Origin of the sequence: Frankia sp. CcI156, from assembly GCF_001983015.1 — a bacterium.
Classification (GTDB): domain Bacteria; phylum Actinomycetota; class Actinomycetes; order Frankiales; family Frankiaceae; genus Frankia; species Frankia casuarinae.
On record NZ_MOMD01000022.1, the window covers coordinates 128,016 to 143,114 of the forward strand.

Annotated in this window: 11 protein-coding genes and 1 rRNA gene; 1 reads left to right on the forward strand and 11 read right to left on the reverse strand. The window is 70.9% G+C overall.

Features of this window, described 5'->3' with window-relative positions:
• Positions 1-290: 290 nt before the first annotated feature.
• The 4 genes from gatB to gatC form a co-directional block, all read right to left on the reverse strand.
• The gene (gene gatB, locus CcI156_RS10565; protein ID WP_076805457.1) at positions 291-1,808 is read right to left on the reverse strand and encodes an Asp-tRNA(Asn)/Glu-tRNA(Gln) amidotransferase subunit GatB; all 1,518 of its coding nucleotides are present in this window, start codon (positions 1,806-1,808) and stop codon (positions 291-293) included.
• A gap of 12 nt (positions 1,809-1,820) precedes the next feature.
• The gene (locus tag CcI156_RS10570) at positions 1,821-2,015 is read right to left on the reverse strand and encodes a hypothetical protein (protein ID WP_011438019.1); all 195 of its coding nucleotides are present in this window, start codon (positions 2,013-2,015) and stop codon (positions 1,821-1,823) included.
• Positions 2,016-2,109: 94 nt separating this feature from the next.
• Positions 2,110-3,636 carry an Asp-tRNA(Asn)/Glu-tRNA(Gln) amidotransferase subunit GatA gene (gatA, locus tag CcI156_RS10575; protein WP_083718423.1) on the reverse strand — a complete coding sequence of 509 codons (1,527 nt, stop codon included), beginning with the start codon at positions 3,634-3,636 and terminating at the stop codon, positions 2,110-2,112.
• Between the two features lie 13 nt (positions 3,637-3,649).
• The gene (gene gatC / locus CcI156_RS10580; protein ID WP_011438021.1) at positions 3,650-3,946 is read right to left on the reverse strand and encodes an Asp-tRNA(Asn)/Glu-tRNA(Gln) amidotransferase subunit GatC; all 297 of its coding nucleotides are present in this window, start codon (positions 3,944-3,946) and stop codon (positions 3,650-3,652) included.
• A gap of 354 nt (positions 3,947-4,300) precedes the next feature.
• Between gatC and CcI156_RS10585 the strand changes: the two genes are divergently transcribed.
• The gene (locus CcI156_RS10585; RefSeq protein WP_076805458.1) at positions 4,301-5,011 is read left to right on the forward strand and encodes an ACT domain-containing protein; all 711 of its coding nucleotides are present in this window, start codon (positions 4,301-4,303) and stop codon (positions 5,009-5,011) included.
• A gap of 20 nt (positions 5,012-5,031) precedes the next feature.
• On the opposite strand, the gene ligA is transcribed toward CcI156_RS10585, so the two are convergent.
• The 7 genes from ligA to rrf all read right to left on the reverse strand — a co-directional run.
• Positions 5,032-7,152: an NAD-dependent DNA ligase LigA gene (gene ligA / locus CcI156_RS10590; RefSeq protein WP_076805459.1), complete on the reverse strand. Its 2,121-nt coding sequence runs from the start codon at positions 7,150-7,152 to the stop codon at positions 5,032-5,034.
• Positions 7,149-8,279 carry a methionine synthase gene (locus CcI156_RS10595; protein WP_076805460.1) on the reverse strand — a complete coding sequence of 377 codons (1,131 nt, stop codon included), beginning with the start codon at positions 8,277-8,279 and terminating at the stop codon, positions 7,149-7,151. Before CcI156_RS10595 ends, ligA begins: the two co-directional genes overlap by 4 nt.
• Positions 8,280-8,369: 90 nt before the next feature.
• Positions 8,370-9,428 (reverse strand): tRNA 2-thiouridine(34) synthase MnmA, encoded by a 1,059-nt coding sequence (gene mnmA / locus CcI156_RS10600; RefSeq protein ID WP_076805461.1) that lies wholly within the window; start codon positions 9,426-9,428, stop codon positions 8,370-8,372.
• Between the two features lie 79 nt (positions 9,429-9,507).
• A complete protein-coding gene (locus tag CcI156_RS10605; protein WP_076805462.1) occupies positions 9,508-10,758 on the reverse strand; it encodes a cysteine desulfurase family protein in 1,251 nt (416 codons plus the stop codon).
• A gap of 41 nt (positions 10,759-10,799) precedes the next feature.
• Entirely contained in the window at positions 10,800-11,306 is a 507-nt protein-coding gene (locus tag CcI156_RS10610) for a MarR family winged helix-turn-helix transcriptional regulator (RefSeq protein WP_023840249.1), read from the reverse strand.
• A gap of 202 nt (positions 11,307-11,508) precedes the next feature.
• A complete protein-coding gene (icmF, locus tag CcI156_RS10615; protein ID WP_076805463.1) occupies positions 11,509-14,826 on the reverse strand; it encodes a fused isobutyryl-CoA mutase/GTPase IcmF in 3,318 nt (1,105 codons plus the stop codon).
• A 193-nt stretch (positions 14,827-15,019) separates the two neighbouring features.
• Positions 15,020-15,099, reverse strand: a 5S ribosomal RNA gene (gene rrf / locus CcI156_RS10620); the annotation flags it as partial.

Here is a 15,099-nt window from a genome sequence, read left to right on the forward strand (position 1 = left end):
CTCGATCGTGACACCCCGATGGGAGACCCACCCTATGGAGGCCTCCGGCCCTTCGCATCCGACGCGCCGTACGACGTCGGCAACCCGACACGCGGGTCCGACACGGCGGGAGAACGTGGTCCTCCCGAGCTCGGATCACGGAGAGGCAACCCACGGCGCGGGGGACGGCGGCGACCGGTCGGACGTTTCTTGAACGAATGGCGCTAAAATCTGCGAATCATCTTGAATACGACAAATCGGGGATCGGCCGGGAAGCCGAAGGCCGGGAAGCCGAAGGCCGGGAAGCGATGTCAGGAGACGCCGAGGCGCTCCAGCAGCAGTCGCCGCACGGCCGCCGCGTCCGCCTGGCCCTTCATCGCCTTCATCACCGCGCCCACCAGCGGACCGACGGCGTTCACCTTGCCACCGCGGACCTTCTCGGCGATGTCGGGGGCACCGAGGAGCGCCGCGTCGACGGCCGCGGTGAGCGCGCTGTCGTCCGCGACGATCGCCAGCCCACGGCCGGCGATCACCTCGTCGGGCGTGCCCTCACCGGCGAGCACCCCGTCGATGACCTTGCGGGCCAGCGCGTCGGTGAGCTCGCCCGCGGCCACCAGCGCGGTGATCCGGGCGACGTCGGTCGGGGTGATCTTAAGATCGCGAGGCTGGAGACCGGCGTCCGAGGCGCGCCTGGCCAGCTCGTTGAGCCACCACTTGCGGGCGGTCGCCGGGGCCGCGCCGGCGGCGATGGTCTCCTCGACCAGGTCGAGGACCGCGRCATTGCGCAGGTCCTGCAGGTCCCGCGCGGTGTAGCCGTGCTCGGCGATCAGCCGGGCCCGGCGCGCCGYGGGCAACTCCGGCAGGCCGGCCCGCAGCCGCTCGACGTATTCCGCGGGCAGGGCCAACGGGGTGAGGTCAGGCTCCGGGAAGTACCGGTAGTCGGTGGCCTCCTCCTTGGAGCGACCCGACGAGGTGCGGCCCGACGCCTCGTCGAAGTGGCGGGTCTCCTGGATGATGCGCTGGCCGTCGTCGAGCAACGCGGCCTGCCGGGTGGTCTCGTAACGCACCGCGCGTTCCACCGACCGCAGCGAGTTGAGGTTCTTCGTCTCGCTGCGGGTGCCGAAGGGAGCGTCCGGGTCGCCGGGCGCCGGCCGCGGGCGCAGCGAGACGTTGGCGTCGCAGCGCAGCGATCCCTGCTCCATCCGGACGTCGGAGACCCCGAGCGCCCGGATCAGCTCCCGCAACTCGTCCACGTAGGCCCGGGCCACCTCGGGGGAACGCACGTCCGGTTCAGTCACGATCTCCACGAGCGGGATGCCGGCCCGGTTGTAGTCGACCAGCGAGTGGGTGGCGCCGTGGATGCGGCCGGTGGCGCCGCCGACGTGCAGCGACTTGCCGGTGTCCTCCTCCATGTGCACCCGGGTGATGCCCACCCGGTGCACCTCGCCCTCGACCTCCACGTCGAGCCAGCCGTTCGTGCACAGCGGCTCGTCGTACTGGCTGATCTGGAAGTTCTTCGGCATGTCGGGATAGAAGTAGTTCTTGCGCGCGAACCGGCACCACGACGCGATCTCACAGTGCAACGCGAGTCCGATCATGACCGCGAAGCGCACCGCCGCCTCGTYCACCACCGGCAGGGAACCCGGCAGCCCGAGGCACACCGGGCAGACCTGCGTGTTGGGCTCGGCACCGAAGGCCGTCGCGCAGCCGCAGAACATCTTGGAAGCGGTGCCGAGTTCGACGTGCGTCTCCAATCCGATCACCGGCTCGTAGCGGGCCAGAACGTCGGAGTAGGACGGCAGCGCGCCGGCGGGAGCCACTGTGCTCACCGGATGAACTCCTCATGGGTCGCTGGGTGGGCGGGTGTCGCGGACGTGCACGTAGGTGAGGAACACCGCGGCCGGTAGGCCGAGCACTCCCCAGACGAGCAGGACCGGGTTGAGCGTGGCGATGCCGAGACCCAGCACCAGCACGGTGAGCAGCCACACCACGCCCACCAGGAACCGGTCCTGCCGGCCGCTGCGCAGACTCACCATCGCCGTTTCCTTCCCTTCCCTCGCGGTCGGCGGCCCGTCACCGCGGCCGCCACACCCGGAACACGGATGACCCGCGAGAGCGCCGGGCGCCCGCTCACAGCGCCGGGACCTCGTCGAGCAGCGGATGGCCGCGTTCGACGTCCAACGCCTCCTCCAGCGCCCCGCCGACCCGGTAGAGCCGGTCATCGGCGARCGGCGGCGCCATGATCTGGATACCCACCGGCAGCCCGTCCACGAGCCCGGACGGCAGGCTCATCGCCGGGCCGCCCGCGAGGTTGGACGGGATCGTGCACAGGTCCGACAGGTACATGGCCACCGGATCGTCGACCTTCGCGCCCAGCGGGAAGGCCGGTGTCGGGGTGGTGGGCGAGACCAGGACGTCGACCTGCTCGAACGCGGCGGTGAAGTCGCGGCTGATCAGCGTAYGGACCTTCTGCGCCTGGCCATAGTAGGCGTCGTAGTACCCCGAGGACAGGGCATAGGTGCCCAGGATGATCCGCCGCTTCACCTCCGGGCCGAAGCCGGCTTCGCGGGTGCGGCTCATGACCTCCTCGGCCCCGGCCCGACCGTCGTCGCCGATCCGCAGCCCGAAGCGCATCGCGTCGAAGCGAGCCAGGTTCGACGAGCACTCGCTGGGCGCGATCAGGTAATAGGCGGGCAGCGCGTAGCTGAAGTGCGGGCAGCTCACCTCGACGACCTGGGCGCCCAGGCCCGTCAGCGCCTCGACCGCGGCGGCGAAGGCGGCCTCGACCCCCGGGTCGTATCCGTCGCCGGCGAACTCGCGGACCACACCGACCCKCATACCGCGGATGTCGCGCTGCCGTGCCGCCGCCACGACCGCGGGAACCGGCGCGTCGACGCTCGTGGAGTCCAGGGGATCGTGGCCGGCGATCGCGGCGTGCAGCAACGCCGCGTCGGTCACCGTGCGGGCCAGCGGGCCGGCCTGGTCCAGCGAGCTGGAGAAGGCGACCAGCCCGTAGCGGCTGACCCCGCCGTAGGTGGGCTTGACCCCGACCAGACCGCAGAGGGCGGCCGGCTGACGGATGGAACCGCCCGTGTCGGTGCCGAGGGCAAGCGGCGCCTCGAAGGCGGCGACGGCCGCGGCGCTGCCGCCGCTGCTGCCGCCGGGGATGCGGGTGACGTCCCAGGGGTTGCGGGTCGGCCCGAACGCCGAGTTCTCGGTCGACGAGCCCATGGCGAACTCGTCCATGTTGGCCTTACCCAGCAGGACGACGTCCGCGGCCCGCAGCCGGCTCACCACCGTGGCGTCGTACGGGGGGTGCCAGCCCTCGAGGATGCGGCTGCCGCAGGTGGTGGGCATCCCTCGGGTGGTGAAGACGTCCTTGAGCGCCAACGGCACCCCGGCGAGCGGCCCGAGGCGCTCCCCGGCCGCGCGCCGGTCGTCGACCGACCGGGCCGCGGCGAGCGCGCCGTCGGCGTCCACGTGCAGGAAGGCGTGGACGGTCTCGTCGACCTTGGCGATGCGGTCCAACGCCGCCCGGGTCGCCTCGACGGCACTCAGCCTGCCGACGGCGATCGCGGCCGCCGTCGCGGCGGCGGACAGGCGCACGACGTCAGTCGCGCCGGGAGGTGTCGGGTTCTCCGTCATGTTCTCCGTCATGCGGGCGGCGACCTCATTCGTCCGGATCGAGGATGCGGGGCACCCGGAACCGCCCGTCCTCGGTGGCGGGGGCACCGGCCAGGGCCTCGGTGACGGGCAGCGACGGGCAGATGGTGTCCGGCCGGAAGACGTTGGTCAACGGCACGGCGTGGCTGGTCGGCGGGATGTCCCCGGCGGCGATCTCGGAGACCCGGGCGACCGCGGACAGGATCGCCTCGAGCTGCGGTGCCAGCGCGTCGAGCTCGTCGTCGGTCACCGACATCCGCGCCAAGCGGGCGAGGTGAGCCACCTCGTCCCGAGTGATCGCCATGGCGTGTGGCCCCTTCGTGGGCGGTGGGCGCGGGGCCCGTGACTGGTCCTGGGCGCCGCGACGGATGCGGGAACCGGAACCGGGAGAGGCCGGATGCACCCCTGGGGGCGCCCCGGGCGGACGGTCCCGGACCGGACGCATCGCCGCGTCGACGTGATGTCATCGTACGGGCCGCGGCGGGACCCCCGCGGACGCCGCCCCCCGCTGCTCTCCTGGCCCAGGCTGCCCTTCGGGGTTTCCGTCACCTCACCTTCGGCGAGGTTCCTGTGCTGTGGTCCTGGGGGAGCCGCCGGCCGGGCGGGGACGTTATCTTCGCGTGACCGGCCGGCCATCCCGCCGACATGCTCTTTGCGCATGCTCAGCTACATGTCGTATCTGYTTCGCCTCGTGCTGCCGGACCGCCCGGGAGCGCTCGGCGCGGTGGCCACGGCCCTGGGCAGGGCGAGCATCGACATCGTCAGCATTACCGTCATCGARCGCACCGCCGACGGAGCCGTGGACGATCTGCTCGTGCTTCTGCCACCGKGCGGCCTCGCCGATCGCGTCCTCACCGCCGCTCATTCGGTTCCAGGCGTGATCGTCGAGTCGCTTCGGCCGTTTCTCGCCGACGGGGGCGGTATCGGCAACGACCTCGACCTGGTGGACGCCATGACCGATCGGCCGCACGACGCCGTGGCGACCCTGACGGACCTCGCGCCCGGCGTCTTCCACGCCGACTGGGCGATGCTGCTGGAGCACGTCGGGCCGGACGACGTCCGGGTCCGGGAGACCTCGGTGGGCGCTCCGGCCCTCGGCGGGGACGATCTCGGTGTCCCCGAACGGGTCCGGTTACCCCTGCCCTGGCTGCCGCTGGAACGGGCGCGGCGGATCGGGGCCGAGGATGGCGCCTTCCCGCCTCGCTGGCGGGCGGTCAGCATGGAACTCGCCGCGGCCCCGGTCGGCGGCGACCGGTTGGTGATCCTGGTCGGGCGGCCCGGCGGCCCCCGGTTCCGCTCCTCCGAGATCGACCGACTGGCCCATCTGGCGGGCATCGCCGCGAGCCTGACCAGGACGGACCGTTTCTGAGCGGGGGATCCTCCCCCGGGTTATTCCACCGGGGTCTCGGCCTTCTCGGGACCGTCGGCGGGAACGGCGAGCTTGCTGGCCGCGTCGACCCCCTGCGCCAGCAGAACGGCGAATCCGGCCTCGTCCAGCATGGGGATCCTGAGACTGCRCGCCTTGTCGTACTTCGAGGCCCCCGGATCCGCGCCGACGACGACGGCGGTGGTCTTCCTGCTCACCGAGCCGGTGACCTTGCCGCCGCGCGCCTCGACCGCCTCCTTGGCCGAGTCGCGGCTCCAGTCGGTGAGCGTGCCGGTGATGACGACGGTGACGCCGTCGAGGGGACGTGGGCCCTCCTCCGCGCCGACGTCGGCGAGCCGTGCCCCGCCGGCGGCGATCCTGGCGAGGATGTCGCGGTGCCGTTCATCGGCGAACCAGTCGAGCACCGCGCCGGCGATCTTCGGACCGACCCCTTCGACCGCGGCGAGGTCCTCGGCCGACGTGGCGGCGATCGCTTCCAGCGACCGCAGTTCCCGGGCCAGCGCCCGCGCCGCCGTGGGCCCGACGTGGCGGATCGACAGGCCGACCAGCAGCCGCCAAAGCGGCCGGTGCCGCGCGGCCTCGACCCCCCGCAGAATCTGGTCGATTTTCTTCTGCGCGAACCCGCGCAGCCCCTCGAAGGACTCGGGCGTCAGGTGGAAGATGTCGCCGATGTCACGCACCCGGCCCGCCTCGAGCAGGGCGGTCGCCGTCTCGTACCCGAGCCCGTCGATGTCCATCGCCCCCCGGGATGCGAAATGGAAGATCGACTCCCGCAACTGCGCGGGACAGGAGACGGTGTTCGGGCAACGGATGTCGACCTCGCCCTCGGGCCGCACCAACTCGGTGCCGCACTCCGGGCAGCGCGTGGGCATCACGAAGGCCCGCTCGGAACCCTCTCGCAGGTCGACGACCGGGCCGACGATCTCCGGGATGACGTCCCCGGCCTTGCGCAGGACGACCGTGTCCCCGATGAGCACCCCCTTGCGACCGACCTCGTCGATGTTGTGCAGGGTCGCGAGGCCCACCGTGGACCCGGCGACCAGGACCGGCTCCAGCTCCCCGAAGGGGGTCACCCGGCCGGTGCGGCCCACGTTCACCCGGATATCGCGCAGCTTGGTCGTGACCTCCTCCGGCGGATACTTGTAGGCCACCGCCCAGCGGGGGGACTTCGAGGTGGAGCCCAACCGGCGTTGCAGGGCGAACGAGTCGACCTTGACGACCACTCCGTCGATCTCGTGCACCACGTCGTGGCGCGCGTCGCCCCACCGGTGCACGTAGTCGAGCACGCCGGGCACCGTCGCCAGGACCTCGAAGTGGGTGGCGACGGGCAGCCCGAGCTCCGCGAAGCGGGCATAGGCCGCCGACTGGGACGTGACCTCGAAGCCGCGCTGCGCGCCCAGGCCATGGACAATCATCTCCAGCGGCCGGGTGGCGGTGACCCGGGGATCCTTCTGCCGCAGGGATCCGGCCGCGGCGTTACGCGGGTTCGCGAACGGTTTGCCCCCCACGGCCACCAGCCCGGCGTTGAGCTCGGCGAACTTCGCGGTCGGGAAGAAGACCTCGCCCCGCACCTCCAGCAGCCCGGGCACCCGCGGCCCGCGCAGCCGTACCGGCACGCTCGCCAGGGTGCGGATGTTGGGGGTGATGTCCTCCCCCGTCCGGCCGTCGCCGCGCGTCGCGGCACGCACCAGGTAACCATCCTCGTAGACGAGGTCCACGGCAAGCCCGTCGATCTTCAGCTCGCAGAGCCAGGCGTCGACCTCGCTTTCCCGGGCCACGCGCGCCGCCCACTGGTGGAACTCGTCGTCGTCGAAGACGTTTTCCAGGGACAGCATCCGTTCGAGATGCTCGACCGGGGTGAACAGGGTCGAGTAGGAGCCGGCCACCTTCTGCGTCGGCGAGTCCGGTGTGCGCAGGTCGGGATGCCGCTCCTCCAGCGCGGCGAGCTCCGCCATCAACCGGTCGTACTCGGCATCGGAGATCGTCGGGGAATCGAGCACGTAGTAGCGGTACGCGTGCTCGTCGAGCTCGCGGGCGAGGCTGGCGGCGCGGGCCCGCTCGTCCGCCGAAGCCGCCGCCGAAGCCACGCCGGATTCGTCGGCCGTACCGGCCGTCGCGCTCACGACGGTGCGTCGACCAGGACCCGCCCCGCCTTCCGGCAGTGGCGCATCACCGTCCTGGCATCGTCCGTTCCCAGGCCCGCCAGGCCACATGTCGGCGTCACGGCGACCACCTCTCCGAGCTGCTCGGGCCGGAATCCCAACCGGCGCCACAGTGCGATGACGGGTTCGACCGTACGGCGGACATCCGACAACTTCGGTGCGGCCAAGACAGCCCGTCCGGCTGCACCAGCCCGTCYGGCTGCACCAGCAGGTGCGGCCGGTCCAGTCGGTCCTGTCGGTGAAATCGGCGCGGCCGGTGAAATCGGCCTGGTGGGGACGAGGCCCGCCATCAGCCGCACTCCGGCCTCCACGATCTCGCCGACGGCGTCGTCCTCGGCCCGGGTAAGCGCGGTGACGTCGAGACCGACGAAGTCCACACCCGCCGCGCGCAACGCCGCCAGCGGCACCGCGGGAGCGCAGCAGTGCACCCCGACTCCGACGGTCGCCGGCAGCGCCCGCAGGCCACCGAGCAGGATCCGCAGCCGCTCCACAACCAAGCCCTCCTCGACGGCGGGCAGCACCGAGAACCCACTCGGAGTGCGGATCCGGCCCGCGAGCACCGCCGGCAGCGACGGCTCGTCGAGCTGGACCAGGATCCGCGCCCCCGGGACCCGCTGGGCGATCTGTTCGACCTGTTCGACGAGCCCCGCGGTCAGTGCGTCGGCGATGTCACGGGTGGCGCCGGTATCCGACAACGCCTTGTGCCCGCGGGGAAGCTCCAGCTCGGCAGCCAGCGTCCACGGGCCGGTCACGGCAATCTTGAAGGATCCCGCGTAGTCGGCGGCGACCTCCGTCAGCGCGTCCAGGTCGCGTTCGAGCAGATCCCGTGACCGGCGCAGGTCCAGGCCGGGTCGGGGAACCAGCCGCCAGCCAGCCGGCTGAAGGTCCACCGGCATGTCGACGAGGATCGCCGCCGCCCGCCCGACCATCGCACCCCCGGCTCCCCTGGCCGGCAGTTCTGGCAGATGCGGCAGGTCCGGCAGCTCGTCGAAGACCAGCTTGACGGCCTGGGCCGCATCCGTTCCCGGCAGCGAGCCCACCCCGGTGGCCGCGCCGGGCGGCCACATCCGTGCAGCGTCAGTACTCATGTCTTGACATCCTCCGGGAGTCCGCGGGAGATCCCCGGCCACGCCCGCTCCACGCCCGCTCCGTCAACGGCCCGCCGACCGGGCGCCCAGCTAACCACCGGTGGTGCGGATGTGCCCTCCGCCAAGCACCCGGTCACCGTCGTACAGCACCACTGCCTGGCCTGCGGCCGTGCCGCGGACCGGCGTCGTCAGCGTCACGACGAGCTCCTCGTCGCGCGCCTGCGCCACCGCCGGTACCACCCCGCCGTGCGCCCGCACCTGGGCCAGGCATGACACGGCCCCCTCGTGCGGCCAGACGGCCCGGTCCGCCACGAGCCGGCGCACGTCGAGCGCCTCGGCCGGTCCGACGGTGACCGTCGACGTCACCGGGGAGATGTCCAGCACATAGCGCGGCCGGCCGTCCGCGGCCGGCCGCCCGAGCTTCAGCCCGCGACGCTGACCCACGGTGAAGGCGTAGGCGCCGTCATGGTGCCCGAGCGTCTGCCCGGTCGTCGCATCGATGACCGGACCCGGCCGCGGGCCGAGCCGCTCGCGCAACCAGCCACCGGTGTCCCCGTGCGAGATGAAACAGATGTCGTGGCTGTCCGGCTTGTCCGCAACGGCAAGGCGACGCTCGGCCGCCTCTACCCGCACCTGGGCCTTGGTGGAATCCCCGAGCGGGAACCGCGCGGCGGCGAGCYGCTCGGGACGCAGCGTTCCCAGGACGTAGGACTGGTCCTTGTCCGGATCCACCGAGCGGCGCAGGGTGCCGTCCGGATCGAGCCGGGCGTGGTGCCCGGTGACGACGGCCTCGAAGCCGAGCGCGAGGGCCTTGTCGAGTACGGCCGCGAACTTGATGCGCTCGTTGCAGCGCACGCAGGGGTTGGGCGTGCGACCGGCCGCGTAGGACTCGACGAACTCCTCGATGACGTCGGTCTCGAACCGGTCCGCGAGATCCCAGACGTAGAACGGGATGCCGAGGATATCGGCGGCCCGCCGGGCGTCCCGGGCGTCCTCGATGGTGCAGCAGCCGCGGGCTCCGGTCCGGTCCGACTCCGGCGAGCGCGACAACGCCAGATGCACCCCGGTGACGTCGTGACCGGCGTCAACCGCCCGGGCGGCGGCGACGGCGGAGTCGACCCCGCCGGACATCGCGGCGAGCACCCGCATCAGACCATCACCTCCCCGAATCTCCGCCGAACCTCAGGGAACCACGTGGACGGGAGCAAGGCATCATGGGCATCGCCTCTCAGGTGCCGCTCATGCTGCCGCTCGTGCCGGCCAGCGCCCCCGCGCGGCTCGCCCGCTCGACGACCGGCCCGATCGCCGCGACCAGCGCGTCGATGTCGCAGGCCCGTGAGGTGTGCCCGAGGGAGAACCGCAGCGATCCGCGGGCGTGTGCCTCATCCACTCCCATCGCGAGCAACACGTGCGACGGCCTCGCCACTCCAGCGGAGCAGGCCGAGCCGGTGGAACACTCGATCCCCCGGGCATCGAGCAGCATCAGCAGCGAGTCTCCCTCGCAGCCGGGGAAGGTCAGATGGGCGTTTCCCGGCAGCCGGTGCGGTCCCGGACCGCCGCCGTCCCCACCGCCGCCGTCCCCACCGCCGCCGTCCCCGAGCAGCGGGGCACCGTTGAGCACCGCCTCCGGGACCTCCGCCCGGACCCGGCGCACCAAGTCGTCACGCAGGGCCGCCAGCCGGACGCTCTCCTGCGGCGCCTCGGCGCATGCCCTCGCCGCGGCCGCCGCGAACGCCGCCACCCCGGCCGTGTTCAACGTTCCGGACCGGATGTCGCGCTCCTGACCGCCGCCGTGGGTCAGCGGCTCCATCGCCAATCCCCGGCGCACCACCAGGGCACCGACACCGATCGGCCCCCCGATCTTGTGCGCGCTGACCGTGATGGCGTCGGGGCCCTCGTCGGTGACGGCGATCGGGATCTGGCCGAACGCCTGCACCGCATCGGTGTGGAAGGGCACGCCGTGACGGTGCGCGATCGTCGCGAGCTCGGCGATCGGCTGAACGGTGCCGACCTCGTTGTTCGCCCACATCACCGACACGACGGCCACCGAGTCCGGATCCCGTTCGAGGGCGRCGGCGAGGGTGTCCGGCCGCACGGTTCCCGCGGCATCGACCGCGAGCAGCTCGACCTCGGCATCCTGCGCCCGGCCGAGCCAGTCGACGGTGTCCAGGACCGCCCGGTGCTCGACGGCGCTGACCAGCACCCGCCGCCGGCCCGGTTCGGCCCGGCGGCGTGACCAGTACAGACCCTTCAGGGCGAGGTTGTCACTTTCGGTACCGCCTCCGGTGAACACCACGTCGGACGGACGGGCGCCCAGCACTCCGGCGAGTGTCTCGCGGGACTCCTCGACGATGCGGCGGGCACGGCGGCCACTGGCATGCAGCGACGAGGCATTGCCGGTATCGGCGAGCACCGCGGTGTACGCGGCGAGCGCTTCCGGTCGCATCGGCGTCGTCGCCCCGTGGTCGAGGTAGGTCACAGCTCTAGAGGGTAGTCGCGKACGGGCCGAACACCGCGCGATCAGAAGTCGCCGGCGGCCCGGCGCAGATCGGTCAGCAGGTCGATGAGTCTGCGCACCCCGCCGTCACCCAGCCCGGGATCGGCGAAGACGGTGTCGTTGAGCTTCTCGGTCGCGGCCATGGCAGTGACCCGACCCTCCTCGGTGATCTTCGCGAGAATCGCCCGCCGGTCCGTAGGATGCGGGGTACGCCGCACCTGCCCCCTCGCCTCCAACCGGTCGACCGCGCTGGTGACGCTKGTCGGATGGACCTGCAGCCGACTTCCGATCTTGTTGAGGGGCAGCGCTCCGGACCGACTGAACATCAACAGCATCAGCAGCTCATAGCGCGCGAAGGTCAGATCGAGGGGGCGCAGGACCTCGTCAACCCGGGCGAGGACGATCTGCTGCGCCCGCATCAGGGAGGTGACCGCTGCCATGCCGTCCGCTGCCGCCCCCCAGCCGTGGGCGGTCCAGTGCCGATGGGCCTCCGCTATGGGGTCGGTTGGCAACGGTTTCGGGGTGGCCACGACTTGTCGACGCTCCTGCACTTCATGGGACGGTTCCCGCCCAACCTGGCAGCCGGGGACCGTCGCGGCGGGCAGCGTCCATTGCACCCCAGGACGGACGCGCTGGCAAAGATTCATGCGTACCCGGAGATTGCCGCGGCGCCCAGCGTACCGACCAGCGTAACGCCGATCGACGTAACGGCGGGCGCCACCCGGGGCATAATCAGACGTTACGTCGATACTGCCCACCCACGTCGAAGAATGCCTGGGAGATCTGCCCGAGGGAGCAGACGCGGACCGCCTCCATCAGCGCCGCGAACGTGTTCCCCCCGCTCCTGGCGACCTCCCGCAGATGTTCCAGGGCGGCGCCCGCCTCGGCGCCGTGCCGGCGGTGGAACTCCTCCAGCCGAGTGAGCTGAGATTGCTTCTCCTCCTCCGTGGCCCGCGCGAGCTCCATCGGGCCTCCCTCGGCGTCGGGATCGGTGCCGGCCGACTCCGGCCGCAGGAACGTGTTCACCCCGATGATCGGCAGGGTGCCGTCGTGCTTGCGCCGCTCGTACAGCATCGACTCGTCCTGGATGCGTCCCCGCTGATAGCCGGTCTCCATCGCGCCGAGTACACCGCCGCGGTCGCTGATCCGCTCGAACTCGGCGAGCACCGCCTCCTCGACCAGGTCGGTCAGTTCATCGACGATGAACGATCCCTGCAGGGGATTCTCGTTGGCGGCGAGTCCCCATTCCTGATCTATGATCATCTGAATGGCCAACGCGCGGCGGACGGAGTTCTCCGTAGGAGTCGTCACAGCCTCGTCGTACGCATTGGTGTGCAGGCTGTTGCAGTTGTCGTAGATCGCGCACAGCGCCTGCAACGTGGTCCGGATGTCGTTGTAGGCCATCTCCTGTGCGTGCAGCGACCGACCCGAGGTCTGTACGTGATACTTCAGCATCTGCGACCGGGGGGCGGCACCGTAGCGCTCCCGCATGGCMACCGCCCAGATCCGGCGGGCCACCCGCCCGATGACGGTGTACTCCGCATCCATCCCGTTGGAGAAGAAGAACGACAGGTTCGGGGCGAAATCGTCGATGCGCATCCCTCTGGCCAGATAGGCCTCGACGTAGGTGAAGCCGTTGGCCAGGGTGAACGCGAGCTGACTGATGGGATTGGCGCCGGCCTCGGCGATGTGATAGCCGGAGATCGATACCGAGTAGAAGTTCCGGACCGCGTGTTCGATGAACCACTCCTGCACGTCCGCCATCGCCCGCAACGCGAACTCGGTGGAGAAGATGCAGGTGTTCTGCCCCTGGTCCTCCTTGAGGATGTCCGCCTGCACGGTGCCACGGACCGTGGCCAGCGTGCGGGCCCGGACCTCGGCGGCCTCGTCCGTGCTCGGCTCCCGGCCGTGCTCGGCGCGGAAAGCGTCCAAGCGCTGGTCGATCGCGGCGTTCAGGAACATCGCCAGGATCGTCGGCGCCGGGCCGTTGATGGTCATCGAGACGCTGGTCGACGGATCACACAGATCGAACCCGGCGAACAGGACCTTCATGTCGTCCAACGTCGCTATCGACACGCCCGACGTGCCGATCTTGCCATAGATGTCAGGCTGAGACGCGGGATCGCGGCCGTAGAGGGTCACCGAGTCGAAGGCGGTGGACAGCCGGGTCGCAGGCGAGCCGGCGGAGAGGAAGTGGAACCGGCGGTTGGTCCGGAAGGGGTCACCTTCACCGGCGAACATTCGCGCCGGGGCCTCCCCGGCGCGTTTGAACGGAAAGACGCCGGCGGTGAAGGGGAAGTACCCTGGCAGGTTCTCACGCCGCAGGAAGCGGATCAGGCGAGCGTCGTCGTCGATGGCGGGTACCGCCACCCGCCGGATCAGAGTCCCGCTGAGTGTGGTGCGCACCAGCGGGGTGTGGATCTCGGTTCCCCGGACGAGATAGGTCATCTTCTCGCCCTGACGTTCCTCGACGATCGCCGGCCATTGCGCCAGGAGCTCCCTCGTCCAGGGGGCCAGGGCGGCTTCGGCCTCGTCGCGCAGCACGGCGAGGGTGGTGGGTTCCGCCGGCGCCGGGCCCGCGCTGGGGTTGGCGCCGGCCAGTGCCGCAAGGGCCGTCGTCAGATGCTCACGACGGCGGGCCAGCAGCGCCTGACGCTCGGTCTCGGCGTGATAGCCCCGCACCGTCTCGGTGATCTCGGCCAGATAGCGTATCCGGGCGGACGGAATGACCGTGGTCAGACCGGTAGAGGTCCGCCCGCGCACCARGTGCAACGAGCCGGACACGGTGTGCAGATCGTGTTTGCGTAGCAGCCCGACGAGGTGCTGATACAGGGCGGTCACCCCGTCGTCGTGGAACCGGGCGGCCGAGGTGCCGAAGACGGGCATATCCTCCCAGGACTGGTCGAACGCCTGCCGGTTGCGCACCAGTTGCCGGGCGACGTCACGCCGGGCATCCTCGGCGCCGCGCCGCTCGAACTTGTTCACCGCCACCACGTCAGCGAAGTCCAGCATGTCGATCTTCTCAAGCTGTGAGGCCGCACCGTACTCGGGTGTCATCACGTACAGCGAAACATCGCAGAACGGAACGATCGCCGCGTCACCCTGCCCGATGCCCGGCGTCTCGACGATCACCAGATCGAAACCGGCCGMCTGGCAGGCTTTGATCACATCCGCCAGGGGAGCCGGAACCTCACTGCCCCCCGTGCGCGTCGCCAGGGACCGGAAGAACACGTTCCCTGCCGTGCCATCACCCAGGGAGTTCATCCGGATGCGGTCACCGAGCAGTRCACCGCCGCCCCGCCGACGGCTGGGGTCGATGGCGAGCACCGCGATCCGCAGGCTGTCGCCCTGGTCGAGGCGGAAGCGCCGGATCAGCTCGTCGGTGAGCGAGGACTTTCCCGAACCACCCGTGCCGGTGATACCGAGGACCGGAACCCGCGGGTGGCGGGCGGCCTCGTCCTGCAGCGCCGCCGCGAGCCGCGGGTCCCGGCCCGCCTCGAGCACGGTGATCGCCCGGGCGAGCGCGCCGTGCTCACCAGCCGCCACCGCATCGAGCTTCGGCCCGTCCTCCGTCAGATCGACGTCACAGGCCTCGATGATCATATTGATCATCTTTGCGAGACCGAGCCGCTGCCCGTCCTGCGGGGAGAAGATGCGCGCGACCCCGCGCGCGTGCAGCAGGTCGATCTCCGCCGGCAGGATCACCCCGCCGCCGCCGCCGTAGACCCGGACGTTGCCGGCTCCGCGCGCACGGAGGCGCTCGATGAGGTAGCTGAAGTACTCGACATGCCCGCCCTGATAGGACGACAGGGCGATCCCCTGGGCGTCCTCCTGGATCGCGGCGGTGACGACCTCCTCGACGCTGCGGTCATGCCCGAGATGGATCACTTCGGCGCCCTGCGCCTGCAACAGGCGACGCATGATGTTGATCGCCGCGTCATGCCCATCGAAGAGTGAGGCCGCCGTCACGATCCGGACCGGATGAGCTGGTGTGTGCAGCGTGGCGGCCGGCTCGTGCCGGTTGTCGGAGGACATCGCGTCGGAGGACATCGAAGCGGCTCCCGGGGACGATGTGGCGGGCGGAGATACCTAGAACACTTGGCTTCCCGATAGTAGGACATCCATGTAATAGATGCCACCACGGCCAAGGTGCTGAAGCGGGTGCTGCCAGCCAGTAGTCGGAAAATACGCGTATACGAGTGTGGGGCTGTCTCCCTAGGGAGACAGCCCCACACTCGTATACGTCCGGCGGCGTCCTACTCTCCCACACAGTCCCCCATGCAGTACCATCGGCGCTGAAGAGCTTAGCTTCCGGGTTCGGAA

Excerpts from the sequence above, each read along its gene's own strand:
- CcI156_RS10570 (WP_011438019.1), bottom strand. The coding sequence starts at position 2,015 with ATGGTGAGTCTGCGCAGCGGCCGGCAGGACCGGTTCCTGGTGGGCGTG.
- gatC (WP_011438021.1), bottom strand. The coding sequence starts at position 3,946 with ATGGCGATCACTCGGGACGAGGTGGCTCACCTCGCCCGCTTGGCGCGG.